This is a genomic window from Proteus terrae (genome assembly GCF_003144325.1).
Taxonomy (GTDB): Bacteria; Pseudomonadota; Gammaproteobacteria; order Enterobacterales; family Enterobacteriaceae; genus Proteus; species Proteus terrae.
In genome coordinates this window covers 109,318-132,887 of sequence record NZ_PENS01000009.1, presented here as the reverse complement: position 1 = coordinate 132,887, position 23,570 = coordinate 109,318, and the positions used below count along the sequence as shown (strand labels likewise).

The 23,570-nt window shown below is 44.2% G+C and carries 23 protein-coding genes; 14 read left to right on the top strand and 9 right to left on the bottom strand.

Annotation, left to right across the window (positions count from 1 at the left end; translation table 11 throughout):
- Positions 1–170 precede the first annotated feature (170 nt).
- From DK857_RS10660 to DK857_RS10650, 3 genes are read left to right on the top strand one after another with little or no spacing between them, the layout of a single operon-like run.
- A complete protein-coding gene (locus DK857_RS10660) occupies positions 171–410 on the top strand; it encodes a hypothetical protein (protein WP_109402164.1) in 240 nt (79 codons plus the stop codon).
- Positions 407–1,318, top strand: a complete 912-nt coding sequence (locus DK857_RS10655) for a helicase RepA family protein (protein WP_227003155.1) — start codon at positions 407–409, stop codon at positions 1,316–1,318. The genes DK857_RS10660 and DK857_RS10655 overlap by 4 nt, the downstream gene beginning before the upstream one ends.
- Positions 1,305–2,069, top strand: a complete 765-nt coding sequence (locus DK857_RS10650; RefSeq protein WP_039508500.1) for a hypothetical protein — start codon at positions 1,305–1,307, stop codon at positions 2,067–2,069. Before DK857_RS10655 ends, DK857_RS10650 begins: the two co-directional genes overlap by 14 nt.
- 310 nt (positions 2,070–2,379) lie before the next feature.
- Here DK857_RS10650 and DK857_RS10645 read toward each other — a convergent pair whose 3' ends face one another.
- Positions 2,380–3,681, bottom strand: coding sequence for a site-specific DNA-methyltransferase (locus DK857_RS10645; RefSeq protein WP_109402163.1), 1,302 nt, complete (start codon positions 3,679–3,681; stop codon positions 2,380–2,382).
- A gap of 66 nt (positions 3,682–3,747) precedes the next feature.
- Between DK857_RS10645 and DK857_RS10640 the strand changes: the two genes are divergently transcribed.
- Entirely contained in the window at positions 3,748–5,370 is a 1,623-nt protein-coding gene (locus DK857_RS10640) for a hypothetical protein (protein ID WP_109402162.1), read from the top strand.
- Positions 5,371–5,466: 96 nt separating this feature from the next.
- On the opposite strand, the gene DK857_RS10635 is transcribed toward DK857_RS10640, so the two are convergent.
- Positions 5,467–5,805: a hypothetical protein gene (locus tag DK857_RS10635; RefSeq protein WP_109402161.1), complete on the bottom strand. Its 339-nt coding sequence runs from the start codon at positions 5,803–5,805 to the stop codon at positions 5,467–5,469.
- 417 nt (positions 5,806–6,222) lie between these two features.
- Here DK857_RS10635 and DK857_RS10630 point away from each other — a divergent pair, with 417 nt between their 5' ends.
- From DK857_RS10630 to DK857_RS10580, 10 genes are all read left to right on the top strand, one after another.
- Positions 6,223–6,687: a hypothetical protein gene (locus DK857_RS10630; protein ID WP_039036071.1), complete on the top strand. Its 465-nt coding sequence runs from the start codon at positions 6,223–6,225 to the stop codon at positions 6,685–6,687.
- Complete coding sequence (locus DK857_RS10625) at positions 6,687–7,079, top strand: hypothetical protein (protein WP_109402160.1); 393 nt, start codon at positions 6,687–6,689, stop codon at positions 7,077–7,079. The genes DK857_RS10630 and DK857_RS10625 overlap by 1 nt, the downstream gene beginning before the upstream one ends.
- 11 nt (positions 7,080–7,090) lie before the next feature.
- Positions 7,091–7,447 (top strand): hypothetical protein, encoded by a 357-nt coding sequence (locus DK857_RS10620; protein WP_101095840.1) that lies wholly within the window; start codon positions 7,091–7,093, stop codon positions 7,445–7,447.
- A complete protein-coding gene (locus DK857_RS10615; protein WP_109402159.1) occupies positions 7,434–9,410 on the top strand; it encodes a type IV secretion system DNA-binding domain-containing protein in 1,977 nt (658 codons plus the stop codon). Before DK857_RS10620 ends, DK857_RS10615 begins: the two co-directional genes overlap by 14 nt.
- Entirely contained in the window at positions 9,407–12,514 is a 3,108-nt protein-coding gene (gene mobF / locus DK857_RS10610) for a MobF family relaxase (protein WP_109402158.1), read from the top strand. The genes DK857_RS10615 and mobF overlap by 4 nt, the downstream gene beginning before the upstream one ends.
- A 99-nt stretch (positions 12,515–12,613) precedes the next feature.
- A complete protein-coding gene (locus DK857_RS10605) occupies positions 12,614–14,137 on the top strand; it encodes a hypothetical protein (RefSeq protein WP_227003154.1) in 1,524 nt (507 codons plus the stop codon).
- 147 nt (positions 14,138–14,284) lie between these two features.
- The gene (locus tag DK857_RS10600; protein WP_099659518.1) at positions 14,285–14,545 is read left to right on the top strand and encodes a vWA domain-containing protein; all 261 of its coding nucleotides are present in this window, start codon (positions 14,285–14,287) and stop codon (positions 14,543–14,545) included.
- A 236-nt stretch (positions 14,546–14,781) separates the two neighbouring features.
- The gene (locus tag DK857_RS10590) at positions 14,782–15,594 is read left to right on the top strand and encodes a hypothetical protein (RefSeq protein ID WP_109402156.1); all 813 of its coding nucleotides are present in this window, start codon (positions 14,782–14,784) and stop codon (positions 15,592–15,594) included.
- Between the two features lie 31 nt (positions 15,595–15,625).
- Positions 15,626–16,015 carry a hypothetical protein gene (locus tag DK857_RS10585; protein ID WP_153674022.1) on the top strand — a complete coding sequence of 130 codons (390 nt, stop codon included), beginning with the start codon at positions 15,626–15,628 and terminating at the stop codon, positions 16,013–16,015.
- A gap of 133 nt (positions 16,016–16,148) precedes the next feature.
- Complete coding sequence (locus tag DK857_RS10580) at positions 16,149–16,814, top strand: hypothetical protein (protein WP_109402154.1); 666 nt, start codon at positions 16,149–16,151, stop codon at positions 16,812–16,814.
- 68 nt (positions 16,815–16,882) lie between these two features.
- Here DK857_RS10580 and DK857_RS10575 read toward each other — a convergent pair whose 3' ends face one another.
- From DK857_RS10575 to DK857_RS10545, 7 genes are all read right to left on the bottom strand, one after another.
- Positions 16,883–17,239 (bottom strand): hypothetical protein, encoded by a 357-nt coding sequence (locus DK857_RS10575; protein WP_109402153.1) that lies wholly within the window; start codon positions 17,237–17,239, stop codon positions 16,883–16,885.
- A gap of 2 nt (positions 17,240–17,241) precedes the next feature.
- Entirely contained in the window at positions 17,242–18,405 is a 1,164-nt protein-coding gene (locus DK857_RS10570; protein WP_109402152.1) for a hypothetical protein, read from the bottom strand.
- Positions 18,398–18,784: a hypothetical protein gene (locus DK857_RS10565; protein WP_099659513.1), complete on the bottom strand. Its 387-nt coding sequence runs from the start codon at positions 18,782–18,784 to the stop codon at positions 18,398–18,400. The genes DK857_RS10570 and DK857_RS10565 overlap by 8 nt, the downstream gene beginning before the upstream one ends.
- Positions 18,785–19,281: 497 nt before the next feature.
- The gene (locus DK857_RS10560) at positions 19,282–20,253 is read right to left on the bottom strand and encodes a GlxA family transcriptional regulator (RefSeq protein WP_099659512.1); all 972 of its coding nucleotides are present in this window, start codon (positions 20,251–20,253) and stop codon (positions 19,282–19,284) included.
- 60 nt (positions 20,254–20,313) lie between these two features.
- Positions 20,314–20,715 carry an ester cyclase gene (locus DK857_RS10555; protein WP_099659511.1) on the bottom strand — a complete coding sequence of 134 codons (402 nt, stop codon included), beginning with the start codon at positions 20,713–20,715 and terminating at the stop codon, positions 20,314–20,316.
- Between the two features lie 24 nt (positions 20,716–20,739).
- The gene (locus DK857_RS10550; protein WP_099659565.1) at positions 20,740–21,516 is read right to left on the bottom strand and encodes an MBL fold metallo-hydrolase; all 777 of its coding nucleotides are present in this window, start codon (positions 21,514–21,516) and stop codon (positions 20,740–20,742) included.
- A 740-nt stretch (positions 21,517–22,256) separates the two neighbouring features.
- Positions 22,257–23,480 carry a tyrosine-type recombinase/integrase gene (locus DK857_RS10545; RefSeq protein ID WP_109402151.1) on the bottom strand — a complete coding sequence of 408 codons (1,224 nt, stop codon included), beginning with the start codon at positions 23,478–23,480 and terminating at the stop codon, positions 22,257–22,259.
- Positions 23,481–23,570: the final 90 nt, after the last annotated feature.

Below are 23,570 nucleotides of genomic sequence, written 5' to 3'. Positions count from 1 at the left end.
CCGCTATATAAAAACAGCATACTAATTTGGGTCAGCGGCCATAGTTTCCCGCCGCAAGTCTCCCCATATGGCGCAGGGAGGCGGACATTACCTGAGAAATCAGTATGCTCTCATGACTCTCGTGCAACAGCGAGAACCCGCGCCTCAACCATATACTGTTGAGGTTTGTCATGAACGTACAAATTCACCCTTCTTATTTCCGCAAGATTGTTTCGTCGGAATCATTTTCATTGATGCTCGATGTGGCGGCTGCAAGTGGCTATTCTTCTCATCGTGCTTATGTGTGCTTATCCATTGCTCGTGCAACAAAACTGTCCACCGCATGTGTAAATCTAGCCGTAGAAGCTGAAATTAATCGTCGTATCAAGACATCCTCTATCCAAGCTGCAAAAGCTGGAGGTGTTGCATGAGCGAATTCATGGAAAATTTTTCGTGGCTCGACCTGCGACACGCCGTAGAACATGAGCCTGCCCCGCTCGATTTTGTATTGCCAGGTTTCAAATCAGGTACTGTGGGGGCACTTGTATCGCCTGGCGCGACAGGGAAAACGATGCTTGCATTACAAGCTGCCATCACAGTATCAGGTGGCCCTGACATGCTTGATTTCTCTGGCATGGACACAGCATGGCAGCGAACTGCTGGCCGAGTTGTATTCCTCACAGGTGAAGATCCATCCGATGTGCTTAATGGGCGTTTTTATTCCATCGGTGAACGCCTTAAAGAAATAGAGAAGGAAACAGTATTTACTAACCTACATGTCGCTCCCCTTGTTGGCTGTGGCGTGGATGTGATGACGATAGAATGGCGGCGCTGGCTTGCCAACGTCACTCGTAATGCACGGCTAGTCATCTTTGATACGTTGCGGCGCTTTCACAAACTGGATGAGAATGACGGCGGCCATATGGCTGGACTGCTAGCCTACATGGAACAACTTTGCCGTGAGAACTCAACAACAGTGCTATTTCTTCACCACACCAGCAAAGCTGGAGCACTGAATGGTGGTGATGCTCAGCAAGCCAGTAGGGGCAGCTCAGTTCTGACAGATAACGCTCGATTTCAGGCGAATTTGATCGGAATGACTCTAGAGCAGGCTAAACAATTCAACATCGATGAAAATTGCCGCCGTAACTTTGTACGACTGTCATTCCCAAAGATCAATTATTCCGCACCGATAGAAGATCGATGGTTCCAAAGGGGTCCTGGGGGTGTGCTACAACCAGCGCAGCTTTCGTATGGGGGCTCTTCAAAATCGACGATGAAGGAGAAATATGGGAAGCCGCGTTTAAGCAAAGTTGTTGGAGGTGATAATGACTGGTAATGAAGTCGTGCCTACCAGCACAGTATTACAAGCGCGAGTCATGTTATATCAGCCGTCGTTACGCCCAAGGGAAATGCAAGGCGATTGGATCACAACATCGTTCGGTCGTTGTCGCGTCAATGGCCGCTTAGGGCAACGACATGCTGATGTGGTTGAGGCAATAATGTACACAGCAGAGCGTAAGAGAGAGATTTCTGACGGGGGTATTGAGTTATTGGTTGACCCCGCCAAAGTCCGTCGAATTTTGTCTGATCATAACTACAGTTTGTCTCGTCTACAGTCGTTGTTAAAAGACCTTAGAAGTGCAACAGTTGAAATTGTCACGCCAGAGTTTGAGCTGTCAGGAGATCGGATTATTGGTGGGCTGATCGATCACGTGATCCCTTCACCTAAAACGCGTTACAACCCACTTACAGGTGGTGAGCGCCACCTCTGGCGAGTAAGACTAGGCATTGCTCTAGTAATGCTCCTAGAGCGAGACCTCAATCTATACTACTCACCTGGACCTATAGCACGACTTCAACATGGGGTTAGTCAAGCTGTAGCTCGTCATGTGTTAACCCATCAAAACAATCCAAGTGGTGGCTGGTACACTGACACTCTACTGCGAGCTGTGTATGGACAGAATATTACAAGCATGGATCTGCGCAATGGCCGACGACGGTTGAAGGAAGATAGAGAGGGTTTAAAGATGGTGGGCATTGAGTTATGCGAAACCGCAACTCGGATAATGCGTGCCACAGCGGCCTGATTGGATTTATTGTGCTGAGAAGATGCTGAGAAAAACGTGTCACAACGGCCCGATAGCGTGTCACTGCGGCCCGATAGCGTGCCATAGTGGCCCGGTTGTGTGCCACAACGGCCCGATTTTGGCAGTATCTTTAGGATATTCAGTATATTCAGGGCGGCATAGCCTTCCGCCTTTATGGCGTTCGGCTAACCGCTAAGCTCTCTGGCCTTGCAAAGCCTTTCCCCTTACCATACTGGCTAGGGGGATTCTTCGAACTTCTCAAACGGTTGAAAAGAATGCTGAAGGGCGGTAAATGATCGCCCTTTATTCGCTAGGCTCTGTAATTTTCACGCCTTATATTTTCTTGTAATTCAATAACTTGAAATCTGAAGTTACTATATTTCTCACTGACCAAATGGAGCCTTTTCTCTGTAATGTCTGAGATTTTATTAAACCCCATTTTTCTTGCTAGATGTTTGACTGGAATTTCACAGTCAGATTCCATCAGAATACATCTTCTTTTCGCGCTGTCAGTTTCATTCAGTTCCGCAACTGCGTGAGCAGTCGTCCCCGAACCAGCAAAAAAGTCGAGGATAAGGGCATTATCAGATGAGCAAACATCAATTATTTTTTTTATGTAAGAAAGTGGTTTAGGCGTATCAAACACCTTCCCGCCGAATAGCTTATTAATTTCATTTGTAGCTCTCTCTGTGTAGAAGTCCGTCTCACTCCAAAGAGAGCGAACTTTCGTTCTCTTTTCCTTCGCAGCATCTCCAGAGTAATTTTTTACGTAAATAACTCCATTTTTACTAGCGTAAAGCTGCCAAGCTCTTTCTCTCGCAGTGTCGGCTCCCCAGAGCCAGCGTCTATCGATACCTTTTGAATCTACGGGATAGGTGATCTTCCATCCATCAACAGGATCAACTGAAACCTCCCCACTTTCAGGATTATAATAAAGTGGGTAGAACATATTTGGTCTATCTGATTTTAGGCTAGCTTCCCCCTTCTTACGGAAAAGTCCATCGACGCGATATTTACCAAATTTATCTTGCTTATCGTAGCTTGTTGCATCAGCCTGGCCGCGAAGATATGCTTTGTCCGATTTTCCATAAATCATCAAATACTCATGGGCGGATGCAAGATTCTTTTTGCTTCCTTTACCATTTTTCGATCTACATACGATTACATTACCGATGAAGTTTTCCTCTCCAAAGATGCAATCCATAAGTATCTTAAGGTAGGCGCATTCATAGTCATCAATACTAATAGCTATAACGCCTGAGTCCTTTAATATCTCTCTAGCAGCAACTAGACGAGGCAGCATAAACATCATCCAACCCGAGTGAGTACCAAAATGCCCACTAGAATCAGATTTCCTAGAATCATTGTATAGAAATTTCGAGCCTGTATTGTACGGAGGATCAATGTAACAAAAGTCCACAATCCCAGAGCGGTGTAACGCCATTTCTTTAAGATATGGCAAGTTGTCGCCAACAAAGAGGGTTGTGTCAGCTTCGCGCAGTTCTTGTACAGCATCGCAGACTTCCCTCTCACGAAGAGGCAGGTGATGCTGAGGCTCAAACCCAAGATCTCTCTCTAACTTGCTGATTTTTAAATCTATTATTGATAACATGTCAAACCCTCTCTATTCGGGCTATTATAGCAAGATTTAGTTCTAATTTTAACAGAAGGATAAAGGATGCGGCTTCGTACTAAAAATCTTGAAACTTCGGAGCAGTTAGCGGAGTTTGATCAATGGCTTACTGCGAAGCTCGAGAGAATCAAAGATAGTGAAAAATTCAACACTGAGATAAATTCTCTCTGCGAGTGTATCCAATCGATATCATGTTACCTTGATAACTTCTCTAGCTATCAATCGTGCAATATTGAGAACTTGTGTGATGCAGTAATAAGTGCCAGCAATGAACTAATTGTTGGTGAATCATTTATTGATGATGAACAAAATATAGCTAATTTTTATGAATCATTTTTTAATCTGCTATTTTTGACGTCTGGTGCTACAGATAATAACCTTAAAAATCACTTTCTTATAAAGCTGAAAGAAGATGATATAAAACCTCTGATTCCAAAGAGAGGTTCGTCATCAAAGGTGGTTAAGTATCGGTTGAATGAAATTCCATCAACAACAAAATCTGATTTTATTGCAAAATCTCTAGCCTCATGCTTTGTCGGCTCTCACACAAAATATGCTTCCTCGGTTAGAACAGAGCCTGTGTTTGACTTGAAACTTTATCTACGAATATTGCTTAAAGAGTATACAAGCCTTATCCTGGAAGATTATGAAGAAGCAATGCAGTTTTGGGCAATTTGCCGCTCTTATATGGACTTGAATAGGCTTCCGAGCGAGTTACCACTAGGAAAATATCTTCTTAACTCTTGTACAATCTTCAAAGTCAGAGGGAGTGTGTCTGCTTCTGGTGGTCACATTACAGAAGATATTCTTCGAGAAAAACTCGTAGGAATGGGCCTTCGCCCTAACTCTGACTTCAACGTTAATGATGTAACCATAGGCGAGGAAGAAATTGTTGAAGATGGCAAAAGGAAAAAGAAGACACGTGCATATGATTTTATACTTCCATATAAAATAGACGGCTGGGAGCCTAGGCCTAAGCTATTTATTCAATCACAGTTTTATGCGGGTGATTCTGGAAGCGTTTCTCATAAAGTTGTAGACCAAACACAAAGCTCTAGAACATTCACTTTAGAGAAATATCCATCCGCTAGATTTGTGGAATATCTTGATGGCGCAGGTTATTACGCATCATTACGTGGCGACCTTGCTCATATGTTGTCATTTGAAGATACTGCCTCTTTTTTCCAAGTGAAAAGCATTTTAGTAAGGTTGCGACGAGAGTTACAAAATATTGAGTTTCTAACTCCTGTAGAGTTTGAACACGCAATTCTAATGAGTGAAGATGGCTCAAAAGAATCTGTTACTTTCGCACTAAAAGAAGATGGTTATCCGGTCGAAGAAATAAATCGGATAGCGTCTGTATGTAATGATCATGGTTATGTTTTAGAAAATGGAAATAGGTTGGAAATTGTTCCGAGTAGAATAGACATAGCCAGAAGACTGTTAATTTTGGATGTCGCTGCGAATAATTCATACGAAATAACCGATGTTCAAAGAGCGACTCTTAAATACTTGCTTGTACCTGGCTATGGCGCAAATCAAGCTATACTTGAGTCAGAACTGTCTCATCTTGTTTGTTCTATATGCAAACAATGTTTAATCACAGCACCAGTTTTCTCTGATGATATTGAATGGCTGTTAGATGAGGGGGTCTTTAAGCGACGGTAGTTAAAATAGAAAATATTGTAGGCTAAGCAACTCATTTTTAGTGTTGCTTAGCGTTTAACAAAATCATTTATTTTTCACGTCACTAATTACAGAACTCTATTTAGAATTTGGATCGATAGCTGATATCCAAGCTGTTTTCTCTAAGAGTTTTTCAAGTTCTTTAGCTGATAATCCTTCCACATGAATGGTTTTGTGTTCCTTAGTTGTGATGATTACCTTACGGCCATTCCTGGCTTTTATGAATGCTATCAGTACTGCGGCAATTGATGCCCAAGCACTTGCATTTAAGGCTACCTCAAGAATGCCAGATGAAGCTAGGATCTCTCCTGAACGTTGTTGCTTCATGGACCAATTAAGACCTTCTTCCCTCAAAAGCGCGGTTACAGGCTGGAAACTGCTTTTAAAAACGTGAATTTCAAGTACAGCCATAGCCATATAGTCACTCCTTAGTCATTCATTGTTTCGATCATACTTCTACTAATACCCAGTTACACACAAAAAACAACCAGTAGGGATATTTTTGATGACTTTGAGGTCTAGGGGGGGGCCTAACCTTTCAGAATGCAACCGAAACACCACCAATAGGTGGCTTTTCGATGACTCTGAGGGACTGAGACGGCCTAAACTCTGCTGAATACCACCAAAACACCACCAATAGGTTGCTTTTCGATGACGACCAAGGAAAGTTGTGGCTGCGCTACATCAGAAAGCCATCAAAAGGTGGTTTTTGGATGATACCTGCCTATTTTTACCTAGCTTCTTATTTGTCCAAATTGGGCAGTTTGGCGTGCCAACAATGACTCCCCTCTAAGTAAAAATAATCCTGATTTTAATCAATCAGGAGATAAACCAATGAAATTGATCACTTTAACTACTGCGCTCGTCGCTGTCGGTATGCTGGCTGGTTGTACAACCAAAAGCATTGATTCAATCACGATGCACCACTACTTCCTTAATGCCCGCGACCTGTTCGTTATTGACGAAAAAAACGGAAATGTGTCATGCATCGTGTCTCACGATACTGGCAACTCGGATCAATTTAAGAAAGATCTTGGTGAGATTCGGGAGACCATTTACAAGTATCAGTGTGACTCCATAGTGATTCATGGCCGGTATCTTAATCCTGAAGTTAAATTTCAATGGGATAATCGAGGTAAGAGACCTGTTTGCTCAGTAACATTAAAAGCTAAAAATGAAGGTAAACATGGTTTATGGCCAGATGAACCAGCAGCCATCAGTCGGTCTTATGAATCAATGGCGGAGCTCAATTTACCAAACTGTGATTCCATTGATATCCGATGGCAGGAGGCTAAGTGATGCGTAATCAATTTAGTCTTAGCAACCCTTATACCTGCCTGCATTGCTGCGGTAGCAGCTATCTAAAAATATTAGAGATCGCTGCTGAATCTAGTACCGCCGTTGATGCAATCAATACCATAGCTTCTCAGTTGGCAGTTTTGGCAGCAGAGCGACGCGAATATTCTACCAGAAAACTAGCGGAACTATTTTCTTCAATCACCCCGAGCTTAGCGCTCGGGGACCCCATCTCACAGCAAGAAAAAACCGTGCTTTGCCCGGATTTTTCTCCACACCCCACTCACCGCGAGTGGTCTGTCTCATCCGGCGCAGTAGCGCCTTCTGAGGGGACTCCCTGCACCTCTGTACACACAGAGTTGCAAGGGAGTTACACGCAAGAGAATCAGGGATAAGGGGGACTACAATGGGAGTTTCTAAGGCGTATCGCGTACAAATATATCCACCTAGGCAAGTACATATTTTGTTGAAGGAATTAGCTAAAGAATCGGGGCAAACGGTTAGTAAAACGGCGGTGTCTTTGATCGAACAGGCGTTAAATAATGACTCAACATTGAGCGAAATCAGAAATGTACAAGTGGATCAGAAGGAGATTTATCAGCAGTTAATTAACCTGCTGTCGATCAACGTGGCAACCACAGATTTTCTGCTCAAAAAGACCTGCTCTGAGGATGAAATGGCTGAGGCTAAACAGGTCATTTCAGCGCGCACAAATGCTCTGCGTTCTCACTTTATTGGAGGGGACGATAATGGCAACGATTAGAAAAGGTCGAGTCGGTGACTTTGTTCGTGGTGCGGACACATGGCTTCATAGCCAGCAGATGTTGTTATTCAGCGGAGTTTGGATCTTTCTGCCTGGTGTTTTGTTGGCGATTGTCGGTGGCCTGTTATACATCGGGATAGACGCTGATAAATGTGTCTTGCAAAACGCTAATACATATATTTGGGCACAATTGAAGGGACTAGTACAACCATTTTCAAGCGTAACTGTAGGAACCTGTGTTGCCCTAGATGGGCGCGACTCTCTGCCATCCTCTGTGGTGATAAATGAACCACTATTCCGGGAAGCTGCTGTTAAGCTTCTCAAATCCTTTGGATGGGCTTTCATTTCGCTCTTTGTATTGTACTTGCCTATTGGTGTTTATCTTGTTGTGAAGGCAGTTAAGAGAGGTGAGGAGATCAAAGAAGACAAATATATTCGAGGTGCGAAACTTGTTTCAGCCGAAAAATTGAAAGGAGAAATCGTAGAAAAGCATGGTGTTTCTGATTTAACCCTCGGCGATTTCCCTTTACCCACAGGATTTTCAAAAAAGCATGCCTTGATTAGTGGCACCACCGGGGCAGGTAAATCTACAGCACTTACTCATTTGCTTAAAGCTATTCGCGCTCGTGGAGACCGAGCCGTGGTGTATGACAAGAAAGGCGAGTTCGTAGAGATGTTCTATCGGGACGGAATTGATCACATACTCAATCCGGCAGATAGCCGCTCACACCAATGGACTCCATGGGAAGAAATGGCCTCACCATTTGATGCAGACTGGATAGCTGAGACACTTTTACCTAGTTCTAATAGTAACAGTGGTTCTGATAAATTCTTCACATCCGCAGCCAGAGCAGTTGTTTCTGCCGCACTTCAGAATTTATATCTAGACGGACCGAAGTCATTGCTTTCACTTCTTCGGGCGACAGCGTGGAATGATCTTGAGTTACTCAAAGAACTAGTTGCAGGTACTCCAGCAGCGACATATTTCAATGAAGATAACGAGAGAACTCTCGAAAGTATTCGTTCAACCATCGTAGATGGTGTTCGTCCACTTCGCCTGTTGAAAGAAGAGAATAAAAAGGGGTTCTTTTCTATAAGAGATTGGATAGCAGAAGGCGATGAACCTAATGCCGATGATAGTTGGTTATTCTTACCAGTACGTGAATCTGAAATAGAAATACAGAAACCTCTCATCTCAACGTGGATACAAGCTGCGGCCAAAGGGTTGATGGCGCGTGGGGTTAATAACGAGCGAACTCTTTGGATTGTTGTCGATGAGCTACCAAGCCTCAAAAAAATTCCTGCTCTTTCAATGTTGATGGCCGAAGGGCGGGGCTTCGGTGCGGCTGTTGTTTTGGGTATTCAGGAAATAAACCAGCTAGAGGAAGAGTTTGGAAGAAATACCTCTAAAACCATACTTGGCCTGTGCTCCACACAGTTTCATTTTCGTTTGAATAATGCCGACACAGCTGAGTGGGTCTCCAAAGTACTTGGTGAAGCTGAGCGTGAGGAAGTTGATGAAGACTTAAACTACTCCGCCGATGACATTCGAGACGGTGTTCGGGTCAGTTCTAAACGCCAAAACCGAAAAATTGTTCTTCCCAGTGAAATCATGGACCTGCCTGATTTGTCTTGTTTTGCCAAAATTTGGGGCGTGGAGAGTAAAGCCCGTATTGATATTCCTTTCTTGAGACTTCCAAAGATCGCTGACGGTTTTATTCAAGGTGATGAGAATGAGACTGTTGGTATGCGTCTGCTCAATGCCGCAAGAACAATGAAAATGGAATCTGATACTGACTTTGTTCCGAAAGAACTTTCTAACGCGCAGGCTACTGATGAGCCTAAAGAGCAAGTGCCAAGCCCAAGTGACATTGAGCAGGAAGTACATTCAGTATTGGGAACGGTCGGAATGGATGATGATTTGGTATTTGGTCTGCTTGGGAAAGGAGGCAAAAAATCATGATGTCACCCAAAGCAATAAAAAGTGCCTCGCAGGCAGGTCATTACTTTGAAAAAGACGATTATTATGTCGATGGCCTGTCTCCGTCTGAGTGGGTTGGCTCGGGAGCAGAAGCGTTAGGTTTATCAGGAGACGTGCAGCGAGAAACTTTCAAATCTCTTTTGGAAGGCCAGCTTCCCGATGGGCAGAGAGTTGGAACTATCAGAGATGGTGAGTGGAAGCATCAACCAGGAACGGATGTAACCTTCTCAGCGCCCAAGAGTGTTTCTATTCTGGCTGAAATTGCTGGTGATCAAAGGTTACTGAGCGCCCACGATAAGGCCGTGCACGCCGCTCTGCGCTATATAGAACAGGAATATATTGTTACTAGGAACCGTAACCGGTTCGAGAATAGAGTCGAGTACGAAAAAACCGGCTCGATGGTGGCCGCCACCTTCAAGCACACAACCAGTCGCGCCCTCGACCCACAGCTCCATACTCATTGCGTCCTGATGAACATAACACAGCGCGGTGATGGGCAGTGGCGTTCCACTGAGAACAAGCCCCTCTTTGTTGATCAGAAGTACTTAGGCCTCGTTTATCGGCAATATCTCGCTGAAGAGGTGCGCTCTTTGGGGTATAGCCTGGATCATGCAAAAGATGGAACTTGGGAAATTACAGGCCTTGATAAAGATGTTGTCCATGAATTCTCGAAGCGTTCAGAGGCTATTGGGGATGCCTTGGAAGCCCGTGGAAAAACCAGAGACACGGCTACAGCCGCCGAGAAAGAGGCTGCTACTCTAGACACTCGGGATAGAAAGGTTCAGGCAGAACGGGGTGAACTTCTTGAACGCTGGCATGCTGAAATCAGCTCTGAGAAGCTGACCGAGTTGAAAGAAGTAATAGCTCTGTCACGGAAGAACATTCCAAGCCTAGAGCGGCAATCCGAGGCGATTTTGGCGCGGGTTCAATTAGCCAACGAAGCCGTCATGTGGGCGACTGAGCACCTTGGAGAACGTGATACGTCTTGGGCACACCACGATCTAGTCAAAGTGGCTAGCCGTTATGCCGGATCGCGAGTATTACTTTCTGATGTAACGAATGCAATTGATGCTGCAATTCGCAGTGGTCAGCTCATAGAGAAGTCGGTTAGAACCTTTAATAAGGTCAGCAAGCAAGAGATTGATGTGCGGGGATATACGTCGAAAGCGGCCATCGCCATCGAGGATGAGGTGATCAAGGAGGAATACCTTGGCCGCGACCGAGTTCAGGCATTGTGCAGCCGGGAACAGGCGGCTGAGGCCATTTCTAATGCCGAGGAGAAAGCCAACGAATTGGGATACGAGTGGAACGCTGACCAAAGGAAAGCTACAGAGGGCATTCTTCTCTCCGAGAATCGGATCGTTGGAGTGCAAGGATTAGCTGGTACAGCTAAAACCAACTCCGTGCTCAGCACTGTTGCTGGAAAAGCACGAGTTATGGGGTACGAAGTAAGAGGTCTTACTCCAACTAACTCGGCTGCTCAAAGTTTATCTGAGGGCGCGAATATTCCCTCCAGTACAATCCAAAGTTTTCTGGGACAAAATCGCAATGAATGGGTAGAAGAGAAACGACTGATCGCCCAAGTAGAGAGAATAGACAGACGGCTGGATCGGATCAAGAAGGCCCTTGAAAACCCAGGAGTAGACCTAAAAACTGGTGCTCAGATCCCTAAAACCTCTCCCATTTACCAAAAGCGACTCGATGAACTTTGTTACGAACAAACAGAGTTAAAAAGTCAACGGGAGGAGTTAGCTAAGGGAATGCAGCGGTCCCCTCAACTTTGGATTGTTGATGAAGCATCTATGATCGGTACAAAATTGATGCGCGATCTACTTCAAAGAGCTAGACAGGTCGGTGCTAGGGTTGTGTTGACTGGTGACGTCCGCCAGCTTGCTTCTGTGGAGGCTGGTGCTGCCTTTCGTCAGCTTCAGGCTCATGGAATGGAAACATATCGACTAGAGGAAATCGTTCGGCAGACGAACCGAGGCACAAGGGATGCGGTATATCTCTCCCTAATGAAAAAAGCCTCTAATGCTCTCTCTCGGTTACAGGAGAGTGGCAGCACGATAAAAGAATTGGTCGCGCATAAGAAAAGTGGAAAAATTGACCATGAGAAAAGCGGTGAAGTCCGCAGACAAGAGCTTGTGAAGGACTACATGGCTCTTGCGCCGGATGAACGAGCCAAAAGTATTATCCTCGAACCAAGCCGTGAGGGCCGACGTCGCACGAATGAATTAGTTCGTGATGCCCTTAAAAAAGAAGGTGCTCTGGGCGAAGAGCTGCATACTAACCAGCTATCACCAGTCGATGCAACCGAAGCTGAACGGCGTGTGGTGACATCGTATCAAAATGGGCAAATCGTCCGGTTTGCGCGTAGCTTCAAGCGTGAGGGCATCAAGAAGGGCCTGTATTATCAGGTTGTTGGTCGAGATAACCACGATATCTTGCTTAAGAAGTTCGGGGCCAATGAGCAGGCTGAGCTGATTCGCTTCTCTCCTGAAAACTATGCGGCCAAGAACATCCAGTTGTTCGAACTAACTGAAAGTGGCTTGGCCGTTGGTGAGAAGATCGTGTGGCGTGATAATGATAAGCCAACTGGACGATTGAACAATGACACGGCCACAGTTGAGAAGATAGAAGGCACGAACGTAACCTTCAGACTTTCAAATGGTAAAACTGGTGAGTTTGACATGTCCAAACTGGCTAATTCCCATTGGGATCACGGTTACGCCATGACGGTTCATGCTGCCCAAGGTAAGACAGCCCAGAACGTGTTTGTGCACGCCGAAACCAACCGGGAAGCTTTATTGAACACGGAACAGTTCTACGTGCAGATATCAAGAGCAAAGGACCGCGTGTATCTATACACCGATTCAACGGAAGGGTTTGTCCGAGCTGTGGAGCAGCGTTCAGGTCAAAAACAGACGGCTAAGGAAAGCCGTTACCAGTCTCTGGAACCGCTGGATCACTTGATTGATAAGCTATGGCAACAACCAGAGTCAGGACGCTCGTCAACGCAGACAACTGGTAAATCTCAGGCTAAAGGTATATCAAGAGGCGACAGTGAACGCAGTCTAACAAGATAATTGCAGTCCATTGTCCAAAAAGGGCAGTTTGGCGTACTAGCTAGACTGCCCTTTTATTTAAAAATGGAATGGATACAGAACCAAAAGGGAGATCTAAAAGTGAAAGTTCTTTTTACGTCAATCGTTGTAATGACTGCACTGGCAGGTTGCTCCGCGACCATGCCTAACATCGCCGGCAAGACTAAGACAGATACGTCGGTCCAAAAAACTGAAAAAACAGAGCCTGACATCCAGGCGGCACTAACCGACATGAAACTCGTTGGATTCAGACAGGAAGACTTCGGCAGTGAGGAGGCATTCAACTCAGCAGCTAAGATGGTGGCAAATTTAGGTGCCGAGTGGCAAACCTTCAATTCTTGGACCGAGGCGTTGCTAGAGCCCGGTTATCAATCAGCAGCCCTGGAGTGCATTCGTACAGCCAACGATGAGCGACGCCAAATAGAAAGGAAGGTGAATTTTTCAAAAATAGATCGCTATTCCGACGAAGCAGATAAGGGCATGGAGTACGGATTCCATGATTGCTTCAATGATTCTGGTCAAATGTTCTCAGTAGACGATTTCATCAGCCATTATGCGCTTACCAATGTTGCCTCTTTCAAAAGCACGGTTGAGCTTTATGAGCGTTGTCTAATTAACGGAGGTAGTGAGTGTACGGAGAACGGTCAGGAACTGAGCTTGGATAAATTCTTGGTGAACCACAATACAGCCGCTCCACAAGCGCGTAAGGATCTAGCCTTTAATGAATATTACGAATACTGTGCAGTGCGGACTCCTGTTTCATCTGTTCAATACACTATCTCGGCTCATGATAATGATGTGATGGGCAGCCTTATTGCGGCAGCGGCGTCGCGGGTTGGTTGGGATAGTGCGCTTAAAATGTCTCGTGATGTGTTAAACATGCAATCCAGATCTGGAGCAATGAATATGATTGCTGCCAACTTCTATAATTATCAACGAACTGGCTACTTTGATGCGTTTGATATCAGACCGTTCGCAATTGGGCGCTCCAGTGTCATCTCCGTAATGCACGTGGGTGGTATGTGTGCAGCGTTTGGTACAGGTAGTAGCAGCCAGGATAGTGACATCGAAATTGATGAGCTCGCTATCGCGCTGGGAGCTAAACCTCGTCAAACGAATGGGGGTTACCACTGTTTGAAATGGACAGACGGTAACTGGAAACGTGTTGCTGATTACATTGCTGGCGAAAGCGAGGGTCTTCGTGGGTTTATGTCGGTGTACTCTCCTGCATTCAACAACTATCAGGTGCCGTATTGGAGCTATCCCGGTCCGTACCAGCACAACTCAACTATTCAGACTCAACTCCAGAAAAAAGGAAGTGGTATTGCAAGTTACACAGAGAAAGTCATGGAGCGGGAAACCTGCTCTACATATGCGGCAGGCCATTCAGGACTCGCAACGTGGTCTTATCCTGCCTGTGATTACCTAGAAAAGGCAAGCGAGTCAATGAAGGCCAAGGAAAAAATGATGCAAGCCGCAGGTCGGTTTGATGCCTACATATGCAGCAGATCAGAGGCTGTGAATGGTTATGGAAAACCGGATCTGTCACGTTGTCCCACTGTCTTTTCTCGCGAACAGATAGAAGCTGGCGAACACAAACGCTAGATCATCGAATTCAACTTCTCCACTCATTCTTTTAGGGGCTCAGGCCCCTTTCTTTTTTGTCCAAATTGGGCACTTTGGCGTGCCATCTAAAGCTTGCTCACCTGAGAAAATATTAGCTCAAAGAGAGTAGAGATAAATGAGGACACTATGGCGGCAGAGATTCAATTGAACGGACTGGTACTTCCAATAAATGATGCTCACATTCATCAAAGACGAGGCGTAACCGCTGCAAGAGCAGCGTCTGGTGAACCTCTTCATTTCACTGTATTGAAGTGTCTCGATGGTCGATACACGAAAACATATTGTGGACTTGCCAGAGTCGATAACACCGATGACTTTTTGAAGATCATGGAGTGGGGAGATCACTTCGAACCTATTGCTTCTTGGTATCAAGGCGGCACTCAATGATTACCAGTATTTTCAGAAAAATCTTCAGAAGAGAGCCCAAGCCTGATCTGTACTCTCAACTATCCAACCTTGTGGCTGAAATTCGGAATTATCAGGCTGAGATCGAGCGCTTTCATGCAGATATAGAGGCGTCAGCTAGCCACTTTGAACACATTACCGAGCCCAATAATTTCATTAGCGCAGAGTGGGTTAATGGAAATCTACATGTAAAACATCGTCATTAAGAGGTAACTGGAATGGAATTGAACGAAAAAGCGAAAGTTGCGGCGCTCTATCAAGAACTTAGCAAAGCTGATGTCTCTGACCCTAACAAGTTGGTTGGACAGCTTGAATCGGCGGCTAAGTCAATTGTGCAAAGTATGAATAGTCATCCTATTAAAGATGAGCAGATTAAAACTAGCGTTTTTGATCATGCTCACATGAATGAGCAGTATCGACAGCTATCTGAGCAGCAGATGAAAATTGTTGATTCTGTCCAGTTGCTAATGAAGCAGGTTGAAAGCATGGGGCTCGATAAACCAACTCAAGATAACTGGCTATCTAAAACGCTTTCTAACTATCAAAGAGGTTATCTGGAGAACGATATTTTCACTGAAGCAGCAGGAGCCATGGTGTGGATGGCTGCAAAGGCTATCCAGAAAATCTTTTTTGAGTCAGATAACGCTAAGCAGCAACAAGCTGCCCAGGAGCTAAAAAAAGATATTGGGAAAATGACAAAGGCGCTAGGTGTTGAGTTATCCCGCCTTCGACTAGAGGTCAAAACAGAACAGCGGCATGAACTGATGTCAGATGCGATAAGCAATGCCAAACGGTTGGAACAAAGCGGCCAACAGAAGGAGGCTGATAAGCTGATAGTTAGTACCTATAACAAGCTATCTCATTCTGCCAAGAAAGAGTACAGCCAATATCAACCTCGCCCAGAACATCAAAAATCCATATCCCAGGCTCAATCGAGAGAAAAAGAACGCCAAGCTGCATCGTCAATTCAGCACCAGCAACACAGTGAAAAAAGAATCGACCGCGACAAAAACCAGTCAATTGGTCGTTGAGAATTACATTCAAGAAAATGAGGAAACTGAAATGAAAAAAGCAATCTTAGCAGTGGCTACCGCATCTATGCTCTCTTTGGCTGGGTGTGCGACAAAGCCTGGAATTAACGACGCTTCACTTATGGTTTTTAAGTTCCCAGCAAGTGGTGACACTATTAATGTTACTTACAAGATTGAGCATGGAAAAGACTGTCTTATTACCATGGCGCTCGGCCCTCAAAGTAATGAAGAGAAATATATGGCTGCTCTTGATATGGAATCTCGACATTGCCTGGAGGATGTAACCGGAGAGAGCCAAGTGGGATTACATCTGGACCTCTCTGATGTTCGTTACAATAATCCGGCTGTGATTAATTATAGCTTGACAGGGCCAAGCCCATTAGAGGAACTTGTAGCGCTCAAACCGGATAAGGCAAAATAATAATCATTCCCATCCCACTTTAAAAAGGCAGATTAACCTGCCTTTTTTGTCATTTATGGTGGCTTAAAATTTATCCGGCTTTGGTGTATGTTCGAGTAAAGGTGCTTCTAATGACCATAATATGAGGATTGCCGTGCCAAAGAACTATAGATCTAAGGTAAGCAAAGCAGTTGCTTACAAAAAGCTGCAAGGTGTTTTAGAAAGGCTAAATGATTGGAATGAGCTTTACTCTTCCTACTATGAAATAGAAGAGGCTGCATTAGTCGGCAGTTTGGCTAGAGGTGGTGAAAAATTTGGTGATATAGATGTGTGCTTAAAAATAAGGCGCAGCCAGCAGTTTAGTTACAGTGATTGTAAAAACGACTACATAAAATGGCGGGAGCAAGTTTTAGGGTATAAACCACCTGCTCCGTATTCATCAGCAGAACGATGTATGTTTGAAACGGATGTTAGCCGGTTTATTAAAAGTAGTGATGGACGAATTGAAATGTTGCGCTGGGACCAGTTCGAGCCAATATGCTTAACCTTACAGCCATTTATAAAATTAGTAGAAAATGGCCGCGTGATCGTTGCCAATGTTGAAGAGTTGGAAACTCATAGAATAACTTTCACCGCAGAACAAGCTCTGGATATAGTAAAGAGTGGTGTGCCAGAAAATCCAAGAGGAACAGAAGGCATATACTGGGAGTCTTACTGTGCTGCACTTAAGCTATATCCTGCGTTTATAAGAGACGCAATATTAGAGCGGGACGCATACTGTGCCGCATATCGTTCATTTACTGAAAAGAATGAAACATAGATAAAATTGGAAGGCCACATTCCGTTTACTACTACATATAGGCAGAAGGTAAGAATGTGGCTTTTGATTTAATTTTTATCAGCTTCCTTTAACGCTTTTCTCATCTCTGCTAAGTCTCCTTTGAGGTCATCCATTGACTCACCGTTATCCGCTTCCAATTGAGAGCGAAGTTTTTTGAGCTGTTTTATTCGCTCGTTTCGTTCAGCATTTTCCGACGAGAGAAGGGCCTTATCATGCTGGTTGGGTAGATCAAACTCAGCCCAGGCCTTGGAGAAGTCACGATGAAACTCTTCCGAGCGAATTTGTTGTTGAACTTCATGTGTTTTTTGTTGGATAAGAACTTCCTGCCTACCAGTTAAGGCAAAGTAGATCACGATGGCTGTTATTGGGCAGGCAATGATGATGCCATACAGTACAGATTTCATTTTTAATTACCCCCTTTTATGCCTGGCTGAGACACTGTGAAGCTTGCCTCCGTGGAATTGCTGAGATTGGATGCTTCCTCAGTTTGTAAGCGCTCGGAAGTTCTCATTGAAAGATTACGGGACTTGGATGAGCGGTTGTCGGTACTTGCATAATGAGCATTAGACGTTGATGCTTCTTTTGAGTTAGTTCTGGTAGTCGATAATGAAAAAAGAGTGTCGTGATTTAATGATGTCTCCAACTCCCATGACTCTCCAAAGAGTGAGTTTCCTCGGCCAAAGACAGTGAACTCGCCGATTGAAGCTGACAGATTTTTTGGATCAGCAGAAAAAGAGCCACAAGACCATTCGTATTTTCCTTCATACTGATACCCTCGTGTAGATGGCACTACACAGTTCCTTCCAAATTGTCTATCTACTATCTTCAAGGCCTTTTCTGGTAAGTCATTACGTATGAGCTGTTTACTCATTGCCTTGGCAAGCGCCATTTTTATCGCTGACTTGCCACTTCCGTTGACCGAAATCCCGCTTGATATTTCATCCAGCGTTGCTTCTGCTACAAGTCCGTAGACTGCCCAGCAAACCCCTTCTTTTTTCAGTCGTTCAGATGGAACTCTTATGGATGAAGGCATGCCAGTGGTCGCCCAGTTGAAAGCTGCCTGCTGCAACTCAACTTGGCATTGTCCCAGTGTTTTTTCTTTGTTCCAGGCCATGCAGGCCTGCACGCTTGTAACTAGGGGTTTGGGTTCTAGCTCTGGAAATTGTGGCGCTTGTGGGTTTGTAATGAGCGAACAATTTCTGATGAGGTTTGCTGTTTTCCCTCTTATAGATTTGCCTTTTTCGACATAGGCAAATAGCTCTATGAGAATAGAAAGTGGTGCTGTTTTTACTGAAAGACGGCGAGCATTTTGATATTGCTGCCTAGATGATGCTTCGCTTGCATGTCGAGCTGACGTGGAAGTCGTGTCTCTTTTTTCCTCACCTTTTCTTGTTTCCTCTCCCTTTTGGCGTTGTAACTCCATGCTTGTCTCATCGTTCAACGTGGTTTCTTTTTGGGTGCGCTTTTCCTGTGAGGATTTTTGGCCCACAGTGGCGCTTTCTTGAGCAAGTGTAATGTTTGAGTATGCAATTAATGTAAAGGCCAGCAAACTCAATGACTTTTTAATCATGTTGAAAAGCCTCCTTGAGCAAGGTGATTTGTGAGATGCTATTGATGCTCGGCTCTACCAGCCAAGCGTATCTGTACCTTTGAATGCTTTTACAGAGCGCAACTATGTACTGATCTGCGTCCTGGGGTTCTGAATGGATTTCCCCATCTTCTTCTGCGGCCATAAAATCAGAAAAATCATCAAAGGCTGCTTTGCTTAAATACTCAGCCAAATGAGTAGCATCGTCAGAACTTTTGCACAGCAAAACCTCCGGCCAGAGCAGGTCACCATCTGGCCCCCGATTGCCGGGCTGATCGGGCGGATCTAACCTGACGACCCAAACTTCTTTTAACTCATGTGCTACAGCTAGGTTGAGTAGTTCAATACCATTTAGCTTCATAAAAATAACTCCGTGCTTAGTGAACGGAGTCATTATCCCGCTGATAATTGCCGAGATTGGCACGTCAAACTGCCCGATTTGGACAAATGTGTTGTCTGTAGAGTCAGAAGAAAATTTCCAAGTTTTGACCTAGATTGGTGTTGCTGGTTGAACGTATATAAATGAATTTAAAAAGATATTTATGTTTCGTTACATGTCACGAATGTAAAGTGTGACATGTAACACCGCTGCCAGTTGTGGGAGAGGAATAAAGTTTCACACTAAACAGCCAAGTAACCCGGATTGAACTGTTTGTGATTAAACGTGATCAAAAATAAAAATTCATACTACTTACTTCTACCCATTTCGAATCGAGCAACCACGAAGTATTAAAGTATCATACTCGTTGTACCTCACTTCGGGACATAAATGAGCTACGCTGACCTCCCTAATAATCGGAATTGACATGAGGAAATGTATGGCAAACCTTAGTTGTAGTTGGGGCGCTGAATATTTATCTAAGGCTGTTGGTGGAACGTTTTTCTCCATCGGTTAGGTGTCACCTCATAACGCTCTTTAAATTTATCTCTGAAAATGAGAACTGAGCTAAACCCTGTTTTTGCGACAATCTGTTCGATAGATAAGTCTGTAGACTCAAGTAGATCCTGAGCCAAGTTTAGTCGTTCAGCCGTCAGCCATTCTACAAATGACATACCTGTAGCTCTATTAAATTTTCTCGTAAAGGTTCGGCGGGTCATCATCACCGAATCTGCTAGCTCATCCAGTGAATATTTTTGATTGATATTACGCCTGATATCGTCCATTAATGCATTGATACGTGAATCAGATGTCGTCACGGGTATAGGTTGATCTATAAACTGAGCTTGTCCGCCATCTCTGTATGGAGGCACAACCATTCTTCTTGCTACTCGGTTCGCAATCGTGCTGCTGTAGTATTTTCGGAAAACATACAGACAGCAATCTATACCAGCGGCAGTACCTGCTGAGGTGATCACCCCACTATCTTCAACATATAAGGCATTCGTATCGAGCGAAACTTCTGGAAAGCGTCGACTAAAATCCTGTTCTAATTCCCAGTGTGTCGCAGCTCGTTTTCCCGCTAATAAGCCAGCATAAGCGAGAACATAACCACCAAGACATAAACCGACAACCAATGCGCCTCGGGCATGAGCGCGACAGAGAGCATTGAGCAGGTTTTCATTAGGGCGTTCATCAATTGTTCTCCAATAAGGGACAACGATAATGTCGCAAGACTCTAAGAAATCCAACTGTGTCTCGGTATGAATTTCCATACCGATATCAGATAAAATCGGTCCTTGCTCTCCTGCGACAAATTTAAGTTCGAAAAAAGTTTCATTTAGGGTATCTCGCCCAAACACAATGCTCGGAACAGAAATATGAAACGGACTAAAGTGATTAAAGACGACAACTGCAACTGAGGGAATTGTATGGTTTTCAGCGAGGTTCATTGGGCGTTTCCAAAGTAAAATGCACAGAGCAATATCAATCACTCTGTGCCGTTATCAACTCTAACTCTGTAGTTGCTTCATAATATCAACTTCATTGAAGTGCGCTCGTTTTTCGATTATTTTGCCGTCTTTAATCGTTAGCTGCATCATCAATGAAAAGCGAACCTTCTTACCTGTTGGCTGCAAATTATGCATAGGTGCCGAATGAACGCCTTCAAATATCATATAACAAGCAACTTTATCATCATGAGCGAAGATGTCATGTATACGGAAAATAAAACCAGGAAAGCCGTCCATATTTCCCTTTTCTTGAGCAAGGAACCCGTCGATATCTAATGGCGTATCTACCTGTGAGTAAAACGTGAATTGCTCATGGCACATTGAAGCCACAGCATCGTAATCATTATCCTCTATAGCCCTATAGAAAGACTTCACTAACTCAATATTTGTCTCAGACGTCATTACCAGCCTACTCCTAACATCTGACTAAAGTGTTACTGTTTCACCATCTTCTGGAACAAACACAAAATCGCTAATCATATTTGAAGCTGCGTATTCGCGCATTTCTTGAGTAGTCACCAATACATGGTTAACCGCGCCCATATGAGTCGCAACGATTTTCGCTGTGGGTAGTACTTGGTGTGTTTTTAGTACATCTTCTTTACCCATAATAATAGGACCAAAGCCCAGTACATGCGCCCAGCCCGTATTGAGAATAACGACACCAGGTTGTTCTTTTTTCATGGTTTCTTCTACACTTGGAATCCAAATCGTATCACCAACCACATATAACTTTTCTTCATCGGCATGGGAAAAAATCACGCCTGTCACTTCACCCAAAATTTCAGCCATTTGATCATGTTGGAACGCTGCATCAGAGCCATGCTGGCAGACGGTACGTGTAAATGAAATACCATGATAATCAGTTTCTTCAGAGAAGATTTTAACGTTGGTAAAACCTTGTGATAGAAGAATAGCTTCATCACCTTCGTGCTGTACAAAAATCAATTTATCTTTAGGGATCGCATTCACTGCTGTTTCATCCCAGTGGTCTGGATGAGTATGAGTTAGCAGAACTGCGTCCACATTGATGATGCTTTCAAGAGGCAGAGGCAATTCAACGGTTGGATTGCGTAAGTGTGAATTTGCGGTTCCTTCAAATCCTGGGTAAGTGCCTTTTGGCGCTAACATTGGGTCAATAAGGAATGTTTTACCTGCATAGTCAATGATTTGTGTTGCATTGCGAATTTGTGTGATTTTCATAATTGTGCTCCAGTATTGCTGTGTTTTGCTGTAATGGAGTCATTTTATGCAATAGCATAGACGCTCAAAAGTGGCTTAAAGGACATATAAGGATGCTATTGGGACAAAAATTATCCTTGGTATTCGTTGCTATTAGATAAATTGAGGGAAACTAATAGAAACCACTTTAATGATCGTTAACTTACTTAGCACACAAAGGGGCATTTTCGATTTAGGAATGGCAGCGAATCGACTGAGTACGCTGCCATTTTAGTATGAGACTCTATTACTCTCCCACACCAGTGACATATGTGGGAACGTTGCACGTTTAAGCCTTGGGTATATTGGTTGGCTGCACGATTAACGCTTAAACCTATGGGGCGGTTACAAGGATGAGCTATTTTTAACCGCTGTTTTCGGCTATTAGTGCGATTTTGATGGTGCTTTTCGGTTCGTTAGAACCTGTTCAACGTGATCTTTTAGTTATGTGGGATTGTTGCACGGATATTTCTCGAATATGTGGGGCGGCTGCACGTTTAGTCTGCGTAGAGCATTTTTGAAGTTTCCCAGCTAAAATCGGATGAAAATACTTGGAGATAATAAAAATATGCGTGATGTTCAAACCATCGAAGACCTCGAAATATTGGCATTTAGGCTTCTGCTGGAACAAGCTGAGCGAGATATAGCTTGTTCCAGGACTGTTTCTTCAAAGGAACTCAGGAAAAGTTTGTCCCAATTAGCCATAAATGATGGAGGGCCTATCAATCCAGTTGAATGAGAGGTGTAACTAGATCGGCAACTTTCTGGTGAGCAACTTTTCGTTCTTTGAAGTACTCATACCGATCGTATATACCGTCAACTCCTCCCTGCCTGTGATTGATGCACAACCGAGCGACGTGATTTGGTGTTCCTACTGATGCAGCGAGACTCCTGAATGTTCGCCGTAAGTCATGTACTGTAAAATGCTCGATATCACCCATTACGTTGGGGGGCTGAATCTTCCTCCCAGCTTCTCGTCCAAATAACTTTGAGATTGCGCTATTCAGGGTATCAGGTCCCATATGTAACAGATTGCTTCGGCGTCTGGCAGGAAAAACGTAATCAGAGCCCATCGATCTTACTTTGAGCTCACTAAGCCATGCCATTGCCTGAGTTGGTAAAGGGATAGAAATAGCTATTCCAGTTTTCACCCGCGATTCGGGGATGTGCCACACAGATTCTGTCATGTCAAATTCCCACCAAGGAGCTTCACATAGTTCACTCTTCCTGTTACCTAGTACCAAAAAGAGGCAGCACAGCAAATAGTTATCTCTACCAAAGCTATTTAGATGGCTTCGAAATACTTTAAAGACTTTCTCGATTTCATCCAGATCTAATGCCCGTTTACAACTGTTTTCAAGGCCTCCAGCATCGTTTATTGTGAAAGGTGCAGCGGGATTATTGGCGGTTAATCCAAGCTTTAAAGCGTGCTTGAAAAGCTGCTTCATATAACCCAGAGTGTCATTGGCAATGGTTAGACGGCCGCTATCCCTAACTCTTTGAATTATCTCTCGAACATCCAGAGCTGTGACGTCCTGAATTTTGAATTCGCCAATGACTGGCTTAATTTCCTTTCTATATATTCGAGCTGGAATGTTGGGATGCTTTAGCCTTGGCGCTAAATCGTTTTTATACCAATCCTCAAATAAATCATCGACCGATATGATACCAGTCCACTTTTGACGCTGTTTTGCAATGAGGGGATCTACGCCTTGCCTTAAGTCACGTTTAAACACTTCGGCTTCTGATCTTGCATCGGCCAACGACATATCAGGGTACTGACCCAGAGTCATTTGTTTTCGTTTGCCATTTCCACTATATCGAAGGGCCCAATAGGGCGCTCCCGAGTCTGGAACGACAAAGTAGAGTCCTTTTCCGTCGGATTTTCTTGTCGGCTCTCCTGATTTTGCAAGTGACGCCACCTGCTTTGCGGTCATTGATGCCATTGTGTCTCCTAATACTCACCATTTGATGCAAGTATAGCGAGGCATTACTCACCAGTTAACTCACCACTTAGATGAAACAGATTGAAACGT

What these genes read in the sequence shown, in the direction of transcription:
- DK857_RS10660 (WP_109402164.1), top strand. Translation starts at nt 171, where the DNA reads ATGAACGTACAAATTCACCCTTCTTATTTCCGCAAGATTGTTTCGTCG.
- DK857_RS10655 (WP_227003155.1), top strand. Translation starts at nt 407, where the DNA reads ATGAGCGAATTCATGGAAAATTTTTCGTGGCTCGACCTGCGACACGCC.
- DK857_RS10645 (WP_109402163.1), bottom strand. Translation starts at nt 3,681, where the DNA reads ATGTTATCAATAATAGATTTAAAAATCAGCAAGTTAGAGAGAGATCTT.
- DK857_RS10640 (WP_109402162.1), top strand. Translation starts at nt 3,748, where the DNA reads ATGCGGCTTCGTACTAAAAATCTTGAAACTTCGGAGCAGTTAGCGGAG.
- DK857_RS10635 (WP_109402161.1), bottom strand. Translation starts at nt 5,805, where the DNA reads ATGGCTATGGCTGTACTTGAAATTCACGTTTTTAAAAGCAGTTTCCAG.
- DK857_RS10630 (WP_039036071.1), top strand. Translation starts at nt 6,223, where the DNA reads ATGAAATTGATCACTTTAACTACTGCGCTCGTCGCTGTCGGTATGCTG.
- DK857_RS10625 (WP_109402160.1), top strand. Translation starts at nt 6,687, where the DNA reads ATGCGTAATCAATTTAGTCTTAGCAACCCTTATACCTGCCTGCATTGC.
- DK857_RS10620 (WP_101095840.1), top strand. Translation starts at nt 7,091, where the DNA reads ATGGGAGTTTCTAAGGCGTATCGCGTACAAATATATCCACCTAGGCAA.
- DK857_RS10615 (WP_109402159.1), top strand. Translation starts at nt 7,434, where the DNA reads ATGGCAACGATTAGAAAAGGTCGAGTCGGTGACTTTGTTCGTGGTGCG.
- mobF (WP_109402158.1), top strand. Translation starts at nt 9,407, where the DNA reads ATGATGTCACCCAAAGCAATAAAAAGTGCCTCGCAGGCAGGTCATTAC.
- DK857_RS10600 (WP_099659518.1), top strand. Translation starts at nt 14,285, where the DNA reads ATGGCGGCAGAGATTCAATTGAACGGACTGGTACTTCCAATAAATGAT.
- DK857_RS10590 (WP_109402156.1), top strand. Translation starts at nt 14,782, where the DNA reads ATGGAATTGAACGAAAAAGCGAAAGTTGCGGCGCTCTATCAAGAACTT.
- DK857_RS10585 (WP_153674022.1), top strand. Translation starts at nt 15,626, where the DNA reads ATGAAAAAAGCAATCTTAGCAGTGGCTACCGCATCTATGCTCTCTTTG.
- DK857_RS10575 (WP_109402153.1), bottom strand. Translation starts at nt 17,239, where the DNA reads ATGAAATCTGTACTGTATGGCATCATCATTGCCTGCCCAATAACAGCC.
- DK857_RS10570 (WP_109402152.1), bottom strand. Translation starts at nt 18,405, where the DNA reads ATGATTAAAAAGTCATTGAGTTTGCTGGCCTTTACATTAATTGCATAC.
- DK857_RS10565 (WP_099659513.1), bottom strand. Translation starts at nt 18,784, where the DNA reads ATGAAGCTAAATGGTATTGAACTACTCAACCTAGCTGTAGCACATGAG.
- DK857_RS10560 (WP_099659512.1), bottom strand. Translation starts at nt 20,253, where the DNA reads ATGAACCTCGCTGAAAACCATACAATTCCCTCAGTTGCAGTTGTCGTC.
- DK857_RS10555 (WP_099659511.1), bottom strand. Translation starts at nt 20,715, where the DNA reads ATGACGTCTGAGACAAATATTGAGTTAGTGAAGTCTTTCTATAGGGCT.
- DK857_RS10550 (WP_099659565.1), bottom strand. Translation starts at nt 21,516, where the DNA reads ATGAAAATCACACAAATTCGCAATGCAACACAAATCATTGACTATGCA.
- DK857_RS10545 (WP_109402151.1), bottom strand. Translation starts at nt 23,480, where the DNA reads ATGGCATCAATGACCGCAAAGCAGGTGGCGTCACTTGCAAAATCAGGA.